The organism is Roseomonas aeriglobus (assembly GCA_016937575.1).
Lineage (GTDB): Bacteria > Pseudomonadota > Alphaproteobacteria > Sphingomonadales > Sphingomonadaceae > Sphingomonas > Sphingomonas aerigloba.
Genome location: JAFHKN010000002.1, coordinates 2194803 through 2210821 on the forward strand (window position 1 = coordinate 2194803; position 16019 = coordinate 2210821).

The following is a 16019-nucleotide window of genomic DNA, read 5'->3' on the forward strand; positions in this document are numbered from 1 at the left end:
GACATGCTCCGGCGCAGGCCGAATCCGTGGCAGTCACAGCTTTCGATCGCCACCGCTCCGGCCTGCGCCGGGGCACGTGTCTCAACCTGACTGGATCAACCTTCAGGCAGCGACGGCCTTCGGCATCGCGGGCGTCAGCGTCGGCCGCGTCGCCGCACATTTTTCGACCATCGCGATAACTTCGGCGCGACGTGCCCCTTCCAGCGGCAGACGCGGCAGGCGGACGCGTTCCGAGCCGCGGCCCATGATCTGTTCGGCGAGCTTGATCGACTGGACCAGGTCATGCTCGGCATCGAGGTGGAGCAGCGGCATGAACCAGCGATAGATGCGTCGCGCCTCTTCCCAATCGCCACGATAGACCGCGGCGATCAGCGCGACCGATTCCTGCGGGAAGGCACTGGTCAGGCCCGACACCCAGCCCGATGCGCCCAGCAGCATGCCTTCGAGCGCGACGTCGTCGAGACCGGCCATCACCGTGTAGCGGTCGCCGAAGCGGTTGATGACGTCGGTGAAGCGGCGCGGATCCGGCGCGCTTTCCTTGACCGCGACGATGTTCTTGACCGGATTCAGCAGTTCGAGCGTCGCGAAGTCGACCGACACGCGGTACGCGGGCGGGTTATTGTAGAGCATGATCGGCAGACCGGTCGATTCCGCAACCGTCCGGAAATGCGTCGCCAGTTCGTTGGGCGTCGGAACATAGACCATCGCTGGCAGCAGCATCAGCGCATCGATGCCGATCGCTTCGGCTTCACGGGCAAATTCGGCCGCACGGTGCGTCGTGAATTCGGACACGCCCGTGATCAGCGGGACGCGACCGCCGACCGCCTCAACGCCGGCCTTCAACACGGCATGTTTTTCAGCGACGTCCAGCGAGTTGTTCTCGCCACAGGTGCCGAGCAGGATCAGACCGTCAACGCCATCGTCGACCAGAGCGACCAGTCCGCGCTGAGTTTCGTCGATATCGACCGAACCGTCGGCAGCGAATTGGGTGGTGGCGGCGGGATAGACACCCGTCCAGAGTGCGGTCTTCGTCACTGAAATCTCCTGAAGCTAATCATCGTATACGATTCTCGTCGAGCGCTGGCAAATTGTTTATTGCGGCTCGAAACAAAAAAGGATTTGACTATGTCTCAGATAGGCGGATCGACGATCGACCGCGAACTCGCTGCGATCGTGCCATGGGGGAATCGGGCGCCGTCGATCGCTTCGTCCGAACGCGAATACCGTCTCGAAAAAGCTCGTCGCCTTACCCGGGACATGGGCGCCGATGCGCTGCTGATCGGCGCAGGCGACAGCTTGCGCTATTTCGCCGGCGTCCCGTGGGGCGCGACCGAGCGATTGGTCGCCTTGCTGCTGCCGGTCGCCAGCCGCCCGGTACTGATCGCACCGGCGTTCGAACTCGGCTCGCTCGAGGCCGATCTGAAGATCGACGCCGATATCCGTCTGTGGGAGGAGCATGAAAGCCCTGCGCACCTGGTCGTCGATACGCTTGGCGCAGCGCGCGGCGGCACGCTGGCGCTCGATCCCGCCCTACCTTTCCTGGCGGCGGAGCGCATCCGCGCTGCAGCACCCGCGCTGACGCTGGTCGATGCCGCGGCGGTCGTCGACGGGTGTCGATCGGTCAAGTCGTCGGCCGAGATCGCCCTACTTGCCCAGGCCAAGGCGATGACGCTGGAGGTGCAGCGCTGTGCCGCCCGCGTGCTCGCCCCCGGGATCCGCGCGTCCGAGGTCCGCCGCTTCATAGACGCCGCGCATCGCGCGATCGGCGCGACCGACGGCTCCTATTTCTGCGCGGTCCAGTTCGGCCGGTCGACCGCCTTTCCGCACGGCCTGCCGGTCGACGACGTACTGGCGGAGGACGATCTGGTGCTGATCGACACCGGCTGTCGGGTCGAGGGGTACCACTCCGATATCACGCGCACCTATGCCTTCGGCCGTATCGACGACGAGCAGCGCGTGATCTGGGAGCTGGAGAAGGAAGCTCAGGCCGCCGCCTTCGCCGCGGTCGAACCCGGTCGCCCCTGCGAATCGATCGATGCCGCTGCCCGCGTCGTTCTCGAACGCGCCGGGCTCGGCCCCGACTATCGCCTGCCCGGCCTGCCGCATCGCACGGGACACGGCATCGGTCTGTCGATCCACGAGCCCGCCTACCTCGTCCGCGGCGATACGACGCCGCTGGCACCGGGCATGTGTTTTTCCAACGAGCCGATGATCGTGGTGCCCGACCGGTTCGGCATTCGGCTGGAGGATCATTTCTACGTGACCGAGGATGGCGCCGCCTGGTTCACGCAACCGTCGGTAGCGATCGATCGGCCATTCGCGGAGTGACGGACGCCGCCTTCCCTCCCGCCGATGCGCCGCGATGGCGTCGTGTCGGCCCCGGAAAGCAAAAACCCCGACAGACCAACGGCCTGTCGGAGTTTTTAATGGTGGGCGTGGCAAGGATTGAACTTGCGACCCCTGCGATGTCAACACAGTGCTCTACCACTGAGCTACACGCCCACTGCCCTTGCGGGAAGCGCGCTCCTAGCGGCCGAATCGGATCGGCGCAAGCGCGTTCGGTGAGAAAAATCTCAGATATGCCCGCTGGCGCTGCCGACCTCGAACATGCGGTCCACTTCCAGCACCAGATCGCGAAGGTGAAACGGCTTGGAGAGGACGCGCGCCTGGGGCATCGCCTTGCCGGCCTTCAGCGTCACCGCGGCGAAGCCGGTGATGAACATCACCCGCGTATCGGGCGCAATGTCGGCGCAACGCTGGGCGAGTTCGATACCGTCCATTTCGGGCATGACGATGTCGGTCAGCAACAGGTCGAAGGTCTCCGCCTCCAATAGCGGCAGCGCGGCGGTGCCGCGGTCGACCGATGTGACGGCATAGCCCGACCGTTCCAGTGCGCGCGCCAGATACTGGCGCATCACATCGTCGTCTTCGGCCAGCAGAATCCGTATCATCAAATTATCCCCATGACCGCACGCCGGGCGATCCGCGCGCCTTGTATCCGCCAAGCCTTTAAGAAATTCCAGCCGCACCGGCGGGTTCCGTACGCGGTTCATCGCAGGCGATTGTCCTGGCGGGGCGCACCGCCTAGCGTGGGTGACGTGACGCCGAGCTTCGACCGCCTGGGCCCCGCCCTACCGACCAGCCCCGTCGTGTTGTCGGTGCCGCATGCCGGCCGGGAGTATCCCGAGGCGCTCGTCGAGCGGTTGCGGGTGCCGCTGGTGCAGCTGCGTCCGCTCGAGGACCGTCATGTCGACACGCTCGCGCTGGCCGCGCGAAGCGACGAAGTCGCGGTCATCGCCCGACGCCCGCGGGCGTGGATCGACCTCAATCGCAGCGAGCGCGACCGCGATCCGCGAGTCGACCTGGGCGCGGCGCGGTTCGGGACGCCGCAGCTGTCGGCGCGGGTGCGCGGCGGGCTGGGGCTGATCCCGCGCCGGGCGGCGGCGGGTACCGAGATCTGGGCGCAGCCCTGGAGCGCGGACGAGGTCGCCGCGCGCATCCATGGCGATCACCGGCCCTATCACGCCGCGGTGGCCGACGCGTTGCAGGCGGCACGGGCGCAGTTCGGAATCGCGGTCCTGCTCGACCTCCATTCGATGCCCTCGCTGGCCGGAGTGGCGCCGGCGCAAATCGTCGTCGGCGACCGTTTCGGGCGGACCGCCGGTGCCCGGTTCGTCGCGCGGATCGAAGGATGCGCCCGACGCGCCGGCTTCGCCACCGCGCTGAACGTCCCCTATTCGGGCGGACATGTGCTCGAACGGCACGCCCAGCCGGCGCGCGCTATTCACGGAATTCAGCTGGAGATCGACCGGTCGCTGTATCTGGACGACGCGCTGGACGCGCCTGGCGGACGGTTCGACGACGTGGCGCGGTTCGTGCGCGACGTGATCGACGCGCTGGCCGACGAATCGCTGCCGACCTCGCTTGCCGCGGAATAAAAAAACCACCCCGGAGACAAGCTCCGGAGTGGCCAAGGTTCAGGGAGGAGACACACCCGAAGGCGTGCCGCAAAGCTCCGCGAAAGGGGGGACACGAAGCCTTGCACTCACAATGTAGGTCGAGTGCAATTGGGTTTCAAGAGACGAATTTCGCTTGTTTTCGAACGCCTTGCAATTTCCGTCGATCGCCCGCGACACGTTATCGCGATGCGCGCGCGCGCACGATCGGCAGCATCCGCGCAAGCGTCGCATCGCGCAGGATCAGATGGTGGCGCAGTGCCGCCAGCGTGTGGACGACGACCAGCGCGAGAAGGGCATAGCCGAGGATCTCATGCCCCTCATGCGCCACCCCGGCGGCGCCTTGCGACACCGGCAGATAGGGGATGGGAAATAGCCCGAACCACTCGAGCGGCCGGCGTACCGCTCCGCCCGAGACCATCGCCCAGCCGGTCAGCGGGACCAGGATCGAAAAGACGTAGAGACCCCAGTGCGACGCATTGGCGGCGGTCCGCTCCCAGCTCGGCATGTCGGGCGCAAGCGGTGGCGGGCGGTGCGCCAGGCGCCAGGCGAGGCGAGCGAGGGTCAGCGCCAGCACGGTTATCCCCAGCGCCTTGTGCACCGGCATCACCGTCCAGGCGTCGGGCAGCGCGTCATGACCGATGCCGAGCCCCAGGTTGAACAGGATCGCCAGCGCGATCACCCAATGGAAGACGATCGATCCACGAGCGTAACGATCCGTACGGACAATGGCACTGCGCATGATAGAGACCCCGCCCAAGACATCGGGGACAGGCTTATGAAGCCGCCGGGGCGGGCGCAAGCGAGACCAGCTTGCCGGGATTGAACAGGCCGAGCGGGTCGAACGCGGTCTTGATCGCCCGTAGCGCGCTCAGCCGGGCGGGATCGCTCAACCGCTGCAGTTCCTCACGCTTCATCTGCCCGATGCCATGTTCCGCGGAGATCGAACCGCCTGCCGCGACGACCAGGTCGTGGACCATGCGCGTGATCGCCGGTGCGTCGGTCGCATACCATCGGTCGCGATCGGCGCCGGCCGGCGCGCGCACGTGGAAATGCACGTTGCCGTCGCCCAAATGGCCGAAGGCGGTCGCATGCGTGCCTGGCCAGGCGCGCTCCACCGTTGCGGCGCCGTCGATCATGAAATCGGGCATGCCCGCGACCGGCACCGAAATATCGTGCTGAACGGCGGGGCCCATCGCACGCTCCGCCTCCGACAGCGAATCGCGGATGCGCCACATTGCCTCTGCCTGTGCCTCGCTCGCCGCGAGCGCCGCGTCGTCGCCGATCCCCTCGGCCAGCGCATCGGCCAGCAAACGCTCGAGCAGCGCGGCGGGCGATTCGTCGGCGCCGTCCATCGCGACCGCTTCAATCAGGACGTGCCAGGGATGTTGGCCGGCAAGCGGACTGCGCGTGTTCGGGATATGGTGCAGCACGGCGTCGAGGCTGTCGCCGGGGATGATCTCGAAACTTTCGATCGCGCGCGTCGCGCGGTCCAGCCGCCTCAGCAGCGCAAGCGCGGTGTGCGGGCTGTCGAGCCCGACCCAGGCGACGCCGCGCGCGACGATCGCGGGCGCGAGGCGCAGCGTCGCCGCAGTGACGATGCCGAGCGTCCCCTCCGCTCCGATCAACAGCTGGTCGACGCTGTAGCCGCGATTGTCCTTCTTCAGTGGGGCAAGGCCGTGGTGGACCGTGCCGTCGGGCAGCACCGCCTCCAACCCGGCGACCAGCGCGCGCATCGTCCCCCAGCGCAGGACCTGCGTGCCGCCCGCGTTGGTCGAGATCAAGCCGCCGATCGTCGCCGATCCGCGCGCGCCGAGCGTCAGCGGAAAGCGGCAACCGACGCCGGCGGCGGCGTCGTGCAGGTGGGACAGGACGACCCCGGCCTCCGCCACCGCCGTGCCCTCGTCTGCTGACAGCTGGCGGATGGCGTTCATCCGGCGCAGCGATAGGATCGCCGCAGTGCCGTCCGCCCCCGGCGTCGCGCCGCCGACCATTGACGTATTGCCGCCCTGAGGCACGAGCGGCACGCGGTGGCGGCGCGATGCGTCGACGATCGCGGCGACCTCCGCCGTCGATGCCGGCGACACCAGCGCGCAGGCATTTCCGTGATACCGCCCGCGCCAGTCGGTCAGCCACGCCGCCAGATCCCCCGCATCGGTCGTCACGGCGCGCGGGCCAATCGCGGCCCGGACGTCGGCAAGAAAGGCATCGGCCACTGGCGTGTTCATGGTTAGCCCGCTAGCATCACCGTGCCGCGCCGCCAATTCATCGGCGGTTCAATCCCCCGAGGGCATTCGCCGCCTACCGTGATTCTCCCGCCCCGCCTGCCCTTCTTCGCCGTCGCCATCGCGTTGCCCGCGCTGACCGCACAGGCGCAACAACGCGGGCCGGTGCGTCCGCCGCCGCCGCCCGCAGGCGGCATCACGTCGACGACGGTGACGATCCAGCAGCGCATGATTATCCGCGTGCCCCGCCTGTCGGCCCGCCCCGGCACGGCGGTGACGCTGACCCGCACGCCCCAGCAGACGAAGTGGACGGAGAAGAAGGCGGACAAGTGCGTCGCCCTGATCGACATCGCCGCCGCGTCGCTGCCCAGTGAGGACAGCGTCGACCTGATCCTCAACGGCGGGAAGCGGTTGCGCGCGAAATTGGAGCGGGAATGCCGCGCGCTCGATTTCTACACCGGCTTCTATGTGAAGATGACGCCGGACGGCAAAGCCTGTGCCGCGCGTGATGCGTTTCGGTCACGTTCTGGCGCGGAATGCCGGATAAAGGCGTTCAGGACCCTGGTTCCCAAGCGCCAACCTTGACTTTTCCTGCCTGATACGCAAGCGCGAGCTACTGTATCGGGCGTGCGGCGTTCGCAGCCCCATTATCCGGACAATTGCATGAGTTTTGCCGATCTCGGCCTATCCGACGAATTGCTGAAGGCGGTCGAAAGTTCGGGCTACACCGAACCCACCGCAATTCAGGCAGCGGCGATTCCGTCGGTGTTGATGATGCGCGACATGATCGGCATCGCCCAGACCGGCACCGGCAAGACGGCCAGTTTCGTGCTGCCGATGATCGACATCCTGGCCCAGGGCCGCAGCCGCGCGCGCATGCCGCGCAGCCTGATCCTGGAGCCGACGCGCGAACTGGCGGCGCAGGTCGCCGAAAATTTCGAGAAATACGGCGTCAACCACAAGCTCAGCATGGCGCTGCTCATCGGCGGCGTGCAGATGGGCGATCAGGTGAAGGCGCTGGAAAAGGGCGTCGACGTGCTGATCGCGACGCCGGGTCGTCTGATGGACCTGTTCCAGCGCGGCAAGATCCTGCTCACGGGCTGCGAACTGCTGGTCATCGACGAGGCCGACCGTATGCTCGACATGGGGTTCATCCCCGATATCGAAGAAATCTGCACCAAGCTGCCCAAGACGCGGCAGACGCTGCTGTTCTCGGCCACCATGCCGCCGCCGATCAAGAAGCTGGCCGACAAATTCCTGTCGAACCCCAAGCAGATCGAGGTCGCGCGCCCGGCGACGACCAACACCAACATCACCCAGCGGCTGGTGCCGGTGAAGGCCGATCGCAAGCGCGACGTGCTGCGCACGCTGCTGACCCGCGACGAGGTCAAAACCGCGATCATCTTCTGCAATCGCAAGACCACGGTGCGCGAGCTGAACAAGTCGCTGCGCCGGCACGGGTTCAAGTCGGGCGAGATCCATGGCGACATGGAACAGCCGCAGCGGCTGGCCGAACTGGCGCTGTTCAAGTCGGGCGATATCAACATTCTTGTCGCCAGCGACGTCGCCGCGCGCGGGCTGGACATCAAGGGCGTCAGCCACGTCTATAATTTCGATGCGCCGTGGCACCCGGACGATTACGTCCACCGCGTCGGCCGCACCGGCCGCGCGGGCGCGACGGGCACGGCCTATACGTTCGTCACCGCCGACGATGCCGAGAATATCGAGAATATCGAGAAGCTGACCGGCCAGACGATCCCGCGCGAAGAGGTCGCAGTCGAGGCGAGCCGTCCGGCCCGCGACGACGCGCCGCGCGAAGAGCGTCCGCGTCGCGTACGGCGTGGCGGCGGCAACGACCGCAGCGAGGTTGCCGAAGCTCCCCGCACCGCACGGGAGCCGCGTGCGTCGCGCGAGGACCGGGCACCGCGCGAAGAGCGTGATCCGCGTAGCGCCCGCCCGGCGCGGGACGAGCGTCCCTACCGCGAGGATCGCCCGGCCCGTCACGATCGCGATCCGCGCCGCGACGATCGCCGTCGCGGCCGCGATAGTCATGACGACGGTCCCGACGTCGGCTGGAACGGACCGATCCCGTCGTTCCTGGACGTCAAGCTGAGCGTCTGACCCGCCCGCCGGCGACGATGGACGACCCGATCTTTCAGTATTTCCAACCCGTCCGGGTCGCGAGCCCGTGCGTCAATGTCTGCCGTCTGGATGCCGCGACCGGCTGGTGTCTGGGGTGCGGGCGAACGGGTGACGAAATCGGTCGCTGGATGGCGGTCGGCGACGCCGAGCGCGATGCGGTTATGGCGGTCCTGCCGACGCGGATGGCGGCGTTGAAAAACCGGCGCAAGTCGATCGACTGACTCATCCCGCTGCTTCGGAGACGCCCGGAGTAGCGGAAATCGCAAGCTATCGGCCGCAGAGCCAGCCCTTGCCGGAACAGGGGCACCCTCGCTCGGAGCGCCGCTCTTACTTTACCGTCGCGCTGTTTTCCGTCGGCGCCGCCGGCCCCGGTGCAATGCCCAGGTCCGCCAGCGGCTCGCTGGCGGCGACATTGCTGACCGTGGTTTCGGCGATATTGGCCACTACGTCCGGCTTGGCCGCGCCGACCGCAGTCACCGCCTGTTCGGTGCTGGCGTAGTTGAAGACCACGCTGGCCAGGCCGATGAAGATCATCACGGCCCCCAGACCCGTCATCGCCACTCGCACACGCTGTCCCGTCTGGGACGCGTCGGAGGGCGTCGTCGAAGGTTCGGTGTTCTTCACTGTGGCAGAAATGTAACGAAGCTGTCGGGCGCTGTCGAGCCGTTCGATCCTGTCGGCGAACCGTTCATGCCTCAGGCGCCGGTCGACAGCCCCTTCGCCGCCAGCCATTCGGGGTTGTAGAGCGTCGAGAGATACCGAAAGCCACTGTCGCACAGGATCGTCGCGATCCGCTTGCCCGGCCCCAGATCGCGCGCCAGGCGCACCGCGCCGGCGACGTTGATGCCCGACGACAGGCCCAGGCACAGCCCCTCTTCCGCCAGCAGGCGACGGACCCATTCCAGGCCCTCCGCGTCACCGATACGATATTGCGTGTCGATCGGCGCGCCCTCCAGATTGGCGGTGATGCGGCCTTGGCCGATGCCTTCGGCGACTGACGATCCCTCCGACCGCAATTCGCCATGCGCGTAGTAATCGTAGAGCGCGGCGCCATGGGGATCGCTGAGTGCGATGGTGACGGCGTCGTCCTTTTCCTTCAGACCCAGCCCGACGCCCGCGATCGTGCCACCGGTGCCCGCCGCGCAGGTAAAGCCATCGATCCGCCCCTCCATCTGCTGCCAGATTTCCTCCGCCGTCCCGACGATGTGCGCACGCCGGTTCGCGATATTGTCGAACTGGTTCGCCCAGATGGCGTTCGGCGTCTCTTCGGCGATGCGCCGGCTGGTGTGCACGAAATGGCCGGGGTTCGAATAGGGGGCGGCGGGGACCAGGACCAACTCGGCACCCAGCGCGCGCAGCGTGTCCATCTTTTCCCGACTCTGCGTCTCGGGCATGACGATGATCGTCTTGTAGCCCTTGGCATTGGCGACCAGCGCGAGGCCGATTCCGGTGTTGCCGGCCGTGCCCTCCACGATCGTGCCGCCGGGGGCGATGGCGCCGCGCTGTTCGGCATCCTCGACGATGAACAGCGCTGCGCGATCCTTCACGCTGGCGCCGGGGTTGGCGAATTCGCACTTGCCGTAGATGTCGCATCCGGTCGCTTCGCTTGGCCCCTTCAGGCGGACGAGGGGCGTGTTGCCGATCAGCGATAGCGTGTCTTGCGTCGTGTGCATGACGCCTAGATGGCGCGGGCGTCGCGGCGCGGCAATGGCAAGAAGCGCTTGGCCCGAGTCAAATCGGTCTTGGTCAATTTGGCAGCGATTTTCCGGCCGTTCGGCGCAATCCGAATCGCCCCGGGGCTTGGCGGAACGAGTCGGATCCTTACAAAAGACGGGCATGTCCGTTCTCGAATATCTTCATTGCGTGCTAAAACGCGGTCATCGGTTCAAACCTAGCCAGCGGTACGAAGGCATGGAAACCTGCACCTTCTGCCGCAAGCGGCGCAAGGCGACCGGCAAGGCGTTCTGACGCGGCGAACAATCTGACGATCCTGACGCACCCGTGGACGATTTTGCGCGTTTTCCTTTGAAACCCGCACCGCCCCTCCCCTAAATAGGCGCGGCCCGTCCCTCCCCCAGGCGTACAGGATCCATGCGTAGCTTATTGTTCCGATCCACCCTTCTGGCCACTCTGGCCTCACCCGTGCTCGCCCAGCAGGCACCGACCGTCATTCAGTCGACCCCGCTGCCCGCGTCGCAGGCAGCCCCCGCCCAATCGGGCGCGCAATCGACACCGGTCGCGCCAGTCGCCGCCGCCGTCCCGCTGCCACGACTGACCAGCGAGCAGGCCCGCCAGTTGGTGGCGATCATCGAGAGCGGCCGGATCGAACACGGCCTGCGCCATGACGCTGCGGCGGCAAAGGTGACCGCGAGTGACAATGACGCGCTGGTTCGCGCGGCACTCGATTACGCGCGTGCGGTGCGCACCGGGCGTCTGGCGGAGGCGGACTTCAAGGAAGATTGGGGGCTGCGCCCGCAATATTGGGACCCGCTGCCCAGCTTTGCCGATGCCGTCGCCAAGAACAGCCTCGCGCGTTGGGCCCGTCAGCTGCCGCCGCCCTATTCGGGCTATGACGGGCTGAAGGACGGGCTGAAGGCCTATCGCACGATCGAAGCCGCCGGCGGTTGGCCGCGCCTCGCCGCCGGCCCCGACATGGTGATGGGCGCGACCGGCGCGCGCGTGCGCGCGCTGCGCCAGCGCCTCGCCGTCGAGGACGCCCAGGTGGCGAAGACCGGCGACACGTTCGACGCCGACCTGAAGGCCGCGGTGCAGCGTGCACAGCGACGCTTCGGGCTCAATCCGGCCGGGACGGTATCGACGCAGACGCTGGCGGCCTTGAATGTCTCGGCGAGCGACCGCGTCGCGCAGATCATGGCGAACATGGAGCGCTGGCGCTGGATTCCGCGCGAACTCGATAAGAACCGCATCCAGGTGAACATCGCCGCTGCGCTGGTGACGGTGTTCGAGGGCGACCAGCCGATCATGTCGATGAAGGGCGTGACCGGTCGCCCGGGCGACGAGACGCCGATGCTTCAGTCGTCGATCCACTCGGTCGTGCTCAACCCGCCGTGGAACGTGCCCGCCGGCATCGCCGCGCGAGAGCTGTTTCCGAAGGGCGCGGGCTATCTGAAGGCCAACGGCTTCCGGGTGATCGGCGAAGGCCCGAACCGCCGTCTGCAACAGGCCGCAGGGCCGCAGTCGGCGCTGGGTCGGTACAAGTTCGATTTCGACAACCCTTACGCCGTCTACCTCCACGACACGCCCGCACAGGCGAAGTTCGCGAGCTACGATCGGCTGGCGAGCCACGGCTGCGTGCGGCTGGAAAAGCCCGCCGACCTCGCGCGCCTGCTGCTGCGCGGATCGGCCGAATGGACGCCGGAGGCGATCGACGCCCAGATCGCCAGCGGCAAGACGACGCGTGCGCAATTGCCGACGCCAGCGACCGTGTACCTGCTCTACTGGACCGCGTTCGCGTCCGGGAACGGTGTCATGAACTTCCGTGCCGATCCGTACAGCTGGGACGGCGAACTCGCCGCCAAGATCGAAAAACGCTCGCAGATTCAGGCCGCCGCGCCGACGATGGCCGACTGACACGCAAAGGGGATACACTCATGAAGAAAACTCTGCCCGCGCTCGCCGCCCTGGCCCTCCTCGCCGCCTGCTCGTCGAACGACGAAGCCGCCGCGCCGGTGGAAGACAATGGTACCGAAATGCTCGACGTGACCAATGAAGCGACTAGCGTCGAAGAAGCACCGGTCACGATGAACGTACCCGAGGTGCCGGCCACGAACATGGCCGATGCGCCCGAACCGACCGTCGACGAGCGCGAGCAGATCCAGGCGGATGCCGACGCGACCGGCATGACCGCACGGGTGAACCGCGACGAAGACCCGGCTCCGGCGGCGAATCAGAGCCAGGTGTCGGAAGAAAAATGATCCCCCGGGGGGACGGGCCGTTCCGGTCCGCCCCCCCCCCCCCGCCGAGGCTGACGGCCGCTCAGCCTCTCCGCCTCCATGCCGGTACGGCGCGCGACCGTTACCCTTGCGAAACACCGCACCGCTTCCCATATCCCGCTCGCTACAGTCGCACATCGACGGTCTTCGGCGCTTTGCGGCCCCTTACTCCTTCTTTCTGCCCTACAGCCGGTATCGCCGCTCTTGGGGATGCCGCACGAGAAAAAGGAGGATCGCATGTCGATCACCGGTACGGTCAAATTCTTCAACGACACCAAGGGCTATGGCTTCATCGCGCCCGAAAGCGGCGGCGGTGACGCCTTCGTTCATATCAGCGCGGTCGAGCGCGCCGGCCTGGCGACGCTGAAGCAGGACCAGCGCGTCAGCTACGAACTGGAAACCGACAAGCGCGGCAAGACCAGCGCGGTCAACCTTCAGGCTGCGGACTGATGCCGCAGGCCCGGCCGGCAACTGCGCGTCGCCGGCCGGGCATCGTCGTTCCCTTTTTCCTCCAACATGTAAGGAGCACCGACGATGGCGCATGATGCCGCCTATTTCCGCACCCAGGCCGATCGCGCGCGCGCTGATGCACAGGCCGCCGAGCTCGACAATGTCCGCGACCGCGCGCTGCGCTCCGTCGCTGCGTTCGAGGCAATGGCGGTGAGTGCCGAGCGGACCACCCAGCGCCGAATCGCGCGCGAGGAAGCGACCGCCGCGGCCCGTATCCCCGTCGACGCCGCTGAGTAAGGCGGCGGGCACGATCGCCCGCCATTGACTTCCCCCGATAATCCGCTAGGGCGCCCCGGTCGCATGAGATCGGGTTCGCCCGTTCGCGTGCACGCCGTCCGAGACAGCAGGTGGCCGGGATTTGCCCGACCTTAATGCCCTGCCGAGACGGGGAACAGATTTCTCGAGCCGCGGCCTGCCCGCGGCTTCGGATCGGGTAAGCGAGGCCATTTGCGCGCGCTTCTCGACACGATCCTTCCCCCTCAACGGACTGAACCGTCTGCATGTCTTCGGACGTGCGGGCTCGTAACCGGGCCGCGCCTTTCGGGGTTCGGCCCATTTTTGAGGAGAATGGCATGGATCGTTCGCAGAAGACCCAGGCCGTTGCCGAACTGAAGAACACCTTCTCGCAGGTGGGCGTGGTCGTCGTGACCCGCAACCTGGGGCTGACCGTCGCCCAGTCGACGCAGCTGCGTGGGAAGATGCGCGACGTCGGCGCGTCCTATAAGGTCTCCAAGAACAAGCTTGCCAAGATCGCGCTCGAGGGCACGGATTATGCGGGTCTGTCCGACCTGCTGACCGGTCCGGTCGGGCTCGCCACCTCCGCCGATCCGGTCGCGGCTGCCAAGGCTGCCGTCGACTTCGCGAAGACGAACGACAAGTTCGAAATCGTCGGCGGCGCGATGGGGAGCCAGGTGCTCGACGCGGACGGGGTGAAGGCCCTCGCATCGCTGCCGTCGCTGGACGAGCTGCGCGCGAAGCTGGTCGGTCTCATCGTGGCACCGGCCACGAAGATCGCCACCATCACTCAGGCACCGGCGGCGCAGATCGCCCGCGTGCTGGCAGCTTACGCAGAGAAGGATGCGGCGTAATCACGTCGTTTCCCAAATACTTACAACCCGATCTGATACTGGAGTTTTACAATGGCTGATCTGAACGCGCTGGTTGACCAGCTGAGCGAACTGACCGTGCTCGAAGCCGCTGAGCTGTCGAAGCTGCTCGAAGAGAAGTGGGGCGTCTCGGCCGCTGCTGCGGTTGCGGCTCCGGCCGCCGGCGGCGCCGGTGCGGCTGCTCCGGCAGCTGAAGAGAAGACCGAATTCGACGTGATCCTCACCGGCGACGGTGGCAAGAAGATCAACGTCATCAAGGAAGTCCGCGCCATCACCGGCCTGGGCCTGACGGAAGCCAAGACCCTGGTCGAAGGCGCTCCGAAGCCGGTCAAGGAAGGCGTGTCGAAGGACGAAGCCGAGAAGATCAAGAAGCAGCTCGAGGAAGCCGGCGCGACCGTCGAACTCAAGTAAGCCGCAGGGCGGGCGGGCCGGTAAACCGGCCTGCCTTGCACAAGGCCGGCCGGCGGTGCCGAGCACCGACCGACCCCCGCCGTCGCGGGGGCAGGCTCGCGGGATTTACGCCCGTGACGGCCGCTTCGAAGAAAGGGCGACCTGCACATCGCAGGCCGCCCTTTTCTTTTGCCCGTTTTCGCACCGCGATCCGCCGCCCACCGGCACACGACAGCCTCACAACCGGCTACCACGACGCATCATTGGGCCTCACTCCCCCGGCAGCGCCCCGGTGCGCACTGCGCGTTCGGCCGGTTCCTCGCCGTTCTGGAACATCTCCATCGCATAGCCGCCGCCCGGCTGCGGTACGACGCGGAACCAGGTGAGCGATCCGTTCGCCACCGCGAAACGGTTGTCGCCGGCGTAGATCACTTCGCTCGGGCGCCCATCACCACGGCGGATGAAGTATTTGCCGTCTTGCCCCCAGAAGCGCCGCTCGACCGGGGGCGAACCGGCAACCGTGTAGACGCCCAACATCGGCGCGATGGCGGCGGCATCGACGGTTTGCGGCTTCAGGTCTGGATAGGGCTTACCCATCGCGATGGCGGCGGCGCGTCGCATGACTAGGCCGGGCGAGGTCATCGGCGCGTCGCTGTTCGAGAAGACGGCGACGAACAGATCCTGCGAGGGGACATACAGGCTGTCGGTCGAGCCGCCCATGATGCCGCCGGAATGTTCGAGGTCGGGCGCGCCCCGCACCGTCCGGTTCGTCAGACCGAAGCCATAAGGATTGGTGCTGCCGTCGTTGAGCCGCGTCGGCGCGATCATCTGTGCATAGAGCGCCGGCGGCACGACGCGCCCGTGGTGCAGCGCTTGCGCCCATTTCGCGAGGTCGGCGACGGTGCCGACCAGGCCACCGGCGGCGTGCGGCACGCTCATGTCGACCGCCTGCGCGGGAATGCCGGCCATGCCGTAGGGCGTCGCCCAGTCCGCCGCCGCCGGCGGGTTGCCGTAGCGGATCGACGTAAGGCCGAGCGGCTTCACGATCCGCGTGTCGATCGCGGTATACCAAGGCGCCCCGGTCACCTTTTCGATGATGCCGCCGAGCAGGACATAGCCGGAATTATTGTAATTCCACCTCGCACCGGCGGCGAATTCGACGGGCTTGTCGCGAAATTCGGCGATCAGCGCGTCGGTGGTGAAGGCGCGGCCGGTGTTCGCCGGAACCATCCAGCCGGGGATGCCGGTGTAGCTCTGGATGCCCGACGTGTGGTTGAGCAGCTGGCGCAGCGTCGCCGCCCCGCCCGGCGCGGGATAGTCGGGGTAGAATTTGATCAGCGGATCGTCGAGCGACAGCGCCCCCTCCCCCACCAGCTGCAGGATCACCGCAGCGGTGAACTGCTTCGTGATCGAGCCGATGCAGATCACGCTGTCCGGGGTCAGGGCGCGCTTCGCCGCGATATCCGCCATACCGCGCGCGCCGGCATAGAGCGTCCGGCCGCCCTGGGTGACGATCATCGTCGCCCCGGGACCATCGGCCGGATAGCTCGCCGCAAGAAGCGCATCGAGCCTCGTGCGTAGATCCGCCGGCGCGACGGCCTGCGCGGCGACAGGCGCGACCGCCAACGGCTGCGCGATGCCGACCGCAGCGAGCAGCGCGGCACGAAAGATCCCGGTCATCGACGCCCCCTTTTCTTGTGTACTGTACAAACAATACACGTCGCCAGGGCGCTGTAA

Annotated in this window: 18 protein-coding genes and 1 tRNA gene; 11 read left to right on the plus strand and 8 right to left on the minus strand. The window is 67.0% G+C overall.

Annotation, left to right across the window (positions count from 1 at the left end; all coding sequences use genetic code 11):
• Window positions 1-102: 102 nt before the first annotated feature.
• Window positions 103-1035 carry a dihydrodipicolinate synthase family protein gene (locus JW805_11055; GenBank protein MBN2972556.1) on the minus strand — a complete coding sequence of 311 codons (933 nt, stop codon included), beginning with the start codon at window positions 1033-1035 and terminating at the stop codon, window positions 103-105.
• Window positions 1036-1125: 90 nt separating this feature from the next.
• Here JW805_11055 and JW805_11060 point away from each other — a divergent pair, with 90 nt between their 5' ends.
• A complete protein-coding gene (locus tag JW805_11060) occupies window positions 1126-2328 on the plus strand; it encodes an aminopeptidase P family protein (protein MBN2972557.1) in 1203 nt (400 codons plus the stop codon).
• A gap of 99 nt (window positions 2329-2427) precedes the next feature.
• Here JW805_11060 and JW805_11065 read toward each other — a convergent pair.
• Both JW805_11065 and JW805_11070 read right to left on the minus strand, forming a co-directional pair.
• Window positions 2428-2502: transfer RNA gene (locus JW805_11065), tRNA-Val, on the minus strand.
• Window positions 2503-2573: 71 nt separating this feature from the next.
• Complete coding sequence (locus JW805_11070) at window positions 2574-2951, minus strand: response regulator (protein ID MBN2972558.1); 378 nt, start codon at window positions 2949-2951, stop codon at window positions 2574-2576.
• 147 nt (window positions 2952-3098) lie between these two features.
• Between JW805_11070 and JW805_11075 the strand changes: the two genes are divergently transcribed.
• Window positions 3099-3938 (plus strand): N-formylglutamate amidohydrolase, encoded by an 840-nt coding sequence (locus tag JW805_11075; GenBank protein ID MBN2972559.1) that lies wholly within the window; start codon window positions 3099-3101, stop codon window positions 3936-3938.
• A gap of 199 nt (window positions 3939-4137) precedes the next feature.
• Here JW805_11075 and JW805_11080 read toward each other — a convergent pair whose 3' ends face one another.
• Both JW805_11080 and JW805_11085 read right to left on the minus strand, forming a co-directional pair.
• Entirely contained in the window at window positions 4138-4698 is a 561-nt protein-coding gene (locus tag JW805_11080) for a cytochrome b (GenBank protein ID MBN2972560.1), read from the minus strand.
• 34 nt (window positions 4699-4732) lie between these two features.
• Window positions 4733-6184 (minus strand): FAD-binding oxidoreductase, encoded by a 1452-nt coding sequence (locus tag JW805_11085; protein ID MBN2972561.1) that lies wholly within the window; start codon window positions 6182-6184, stop codon window positions 4733-4735.
• 21 nt (window positions 6185-6205) lie between these two features.
• Here JW805_11085 and JW805_11090 point away from each other — a divergent pair, with 21 nt between their 5' ends.
• The 3 genes from JW805_11090 (at window position 6206) to JW805_11100 (ending at window position 8544) form a co-directional block, all read left to right on the plus strand.
• Window positions 6206-6766 carry a hypothetical protein gene (locus JW805_11090; protein MBN2972562.1) on the plus strand — a complete coding sequence of 187 codons (561 nt, stop codon included), beginning with the start codon at window positions 6206-6208 and terminating at the stop codon, window positions 6764-6766.
• Between the two features lie 78 nt (window positions 6767-6844).
• Window positions 6845-8302, plus strand: coding sequence for a DEAD/DEAH box helicase (locus tag JW805_11095; GenBank protein MBN2972563.1), 1458 nt, complete (start codon window positions 6845-6847; stop codon window positions 8300-8302).
• A gap of 17 nt (window positions 8303-8319) precedes the next feature.
• Window positions 8320-8544: a DUF1289 domain-containing protein gene (locus JW805_11100; GenBank protein MBN2972564.1), complete on the plus strand. Its 225-nt coding sequence runs from the start codon at window positions 8320-8322 to the stop codon at window positions 8542-8544.
• Window positions 8545-8650: 106 nt separating this feature from the next.
• Here the strand turns inward: JW805_11100 and JW805_11105 are convergent, their stop codons facing one another.
• Window positions 8651-9055, minus strand: a complete 405-nt coding sequence (locus JW805_11105; GenBank protein MBN2972565.1) for a hypothetical protein — start codon at window positions 9053-9055, stop codon at window positions 8651-8653.
• Window positions 9019-9996: a cysteine synthase A gene (locus JW805_11110; protein ID MBN2972566.1), complete on the minus strand. Its 978-nt coding sequence runs from the start codon at window positions 9994-9996 to the stop codon at window positions 9019-9021. The genes JW805_11105 and JW805_11110 overlap by 37 nt, the downstream gene beginning before the upstream one ends.
• Window positions 9997-10414: 418 nt before the next feature.
• Between JW805_11110 and JW805_11115 the strand changes: the two genes are divergently transcribed.
• From JW805_11115 to rplL, 6 genes are all read left to right on the plus strand, one after another.
• Window positions 10415-11914, plus strand: a complete 1500-nt coding sequence (locus JW805_11115; protein ID MBN2972567.1) for a L,D-transpeptidase family protein — start codon at window positions 10415-10417, stop codon at window positions 11912-11914.
• A gap of 20 nt (window positions 11915-11934) precedes the next feature.
• Window positions 11935-12258, plus strand: coding sequence for a hypothetical protein (locus tag JW805_11120; protein MBN2972568.1), 324 nt, complete (start codon window positions 11935-11937; stop codon window positions 12256-12258).
• A gap of 255 nt (window positions 12259-12513) precedes the next feature.
• Complete coding sequence (locus JW805_11125) at window positions 12514-12726, plus strand: cold-shock protein (protein MBN2972569.1); 213 nt, start codon at window positions 12514-12516, stop codon at window positions 12724-12726.
• Window positions 12727-12810: 84 nt separating this feature from the next.
• Complete coding sequence (locus JW805_11130) at window positions 12811-13023, plus strand: hypothetical protein (protein ID MBN2972570.1); 213 nt, start codon at window positions 12811-12813, stop codon at window positions 13021-13023.
• Between the two features lie 335 nt (window positions 13024-13358).
• Window positions 13359-13874 (plus strand): 50S ribosomal protein L10, encoded by a 516-nt coding sequence (rplJ, locus tag JW805_11135; GenBank protein ID MBN2972571.1) that lies wholly within the window; start codon window positions 13359-13361, stop codon window positions 13872-13874.
• 51 nt (window positions 13875-13925) lie between these two features.
• Window positions 13926-14303, plus strand: coding sequence for a 50S ribosomal protein L7/L12 (gene rplL / locus JW805_11140; GenBank protein ID MBN2972572.1), 378 nt, complete (start codon window positions 13926-13928; stop codon window positions 14301-14303).
• A 249-nt stretch (window positions 14304-14552) separates the two neighbouring features.
• On the opposite strand, the gene JW805_11145 is transcribed toward rplL, so the two are convergent.
• The gene (locus JW805_11145; GenBank protein ID MBN2972573.1) at window positions 14553-15962 is read right to left on the minus strand and encodes a beta-lactamase family protein; all 1410 of its coding nucleotides are present in this window, start codon (window positions 15960-15962) and stop codon (window positions 14553-14555) included.
• Window positions 15963-16019: the final 57 nt, after the last annotated feature.

Excerpts from the sequence above, each read along its gene's own strand:
- JW805_11100 (MBN2972564.1), top strand. The coding sequence starts at position 8,320 with ATGGACGACCCGATCTTTCAGTATTTCCAACCCGTCCGGGTCGCGAGC.
- JW805_11115 (MBN2972567.1), top strand. The coding sequence starts at position 10,415 with ATGCGTAGCTTATTGTTCCGATCCACCCTTCTGGCCACTCTGGCCTCA.
- JW805_11070 (MBN2972558.1), bottom strand. The coding sequence starts at position 2,951 with ATGATACGGATTCTGCTGGCCGAAGACGACGATGTGATGCGCCAGTAT.
- JW805_11105 (MBN2972565.1), bottom strand. The coding sequence starts at position 9,055 with ATGGCTGGCGGCGAAGGGGCTGTCGACCGGCGCCTGAGGCATGAACGG.
- rplL (MBN2972572.1), top strand. The coding sequence starts at position 13,926 with ATGGCTGATCTGAACGCGCTGGTTGACCAGCTGAGCGAACTGACCGTG.
- JW805_11125 (MBN2972569.1), top strand. The coding sequence starts at position 12,514 with ATGTCGATCACCGGTACGGTCAAATTCTTCAACGACACCAAGGGCTAT.
- JW805_11085 (MBN2972561.1), bottom strand. The coding sequence starts at position 6,184 with ATGAACACGCCAGTGGCCGATGCCTTTCTTGCCGACGTCCGGGCCGCG.
- JW805_11095 (MBN2972563.1), top strand. The coding sequence starts at position 6,845 with ATGAGTTTTGCCGATCTCGGCCTATCCGACGAATTGCTGAAGGCGGTC.
- JW805_11130 (MBN2972570.1), top strand. The coding sequence starts at position 12,811 with ATGGCGCATGATGCCGCCTATTTCCGCACCCAGGCCGATCGCGCGCGC.
- JW805_11080 (MBN2972560.1), bottom strand. The coding sequence starts at position 4,698 with ATGCGCAGTGCCATTGTCCGTACGGATCGTTACGCTCGTGGATCGATC.
- JW805_11060 (MBN2972557.1), top strand. The coding sequence starts at position 1,126 with ATGTCTCAGATAGGCGGATCGACGATCGACCGCGAACTCGCTGCGATC.
- JW805_11145 (MBN2972573.1), bottom strand. The coding sequence starts at position 15,962 with ATGACCGGGATCTTTCGTGCCGCGCTGCTCGCTGCGGTCGGCATCGCG.
- JW805_11120 (MBN2972568.1), top strand. The coding sequence starts at position 11,935 with ATGAAGAAAACTCTGCCCGCGCTCGCCGCCCTGGCCCTCCTCGCCGCC.
- rplJ (MBN2972571.1), top strand. The coding sequence starts at position 13,359 with ATGGATCGTTCGCAGAAGACCCAGGCCGTTGCCGAACTGAAGAACACC.
- JW805_11110 (MBN2972566.1), bottom strand. The coding sequence starts at position 9,996 with ATGCACACGACGCAAGACACGCTATCGCTGATCGGCAACACGCCCCTC.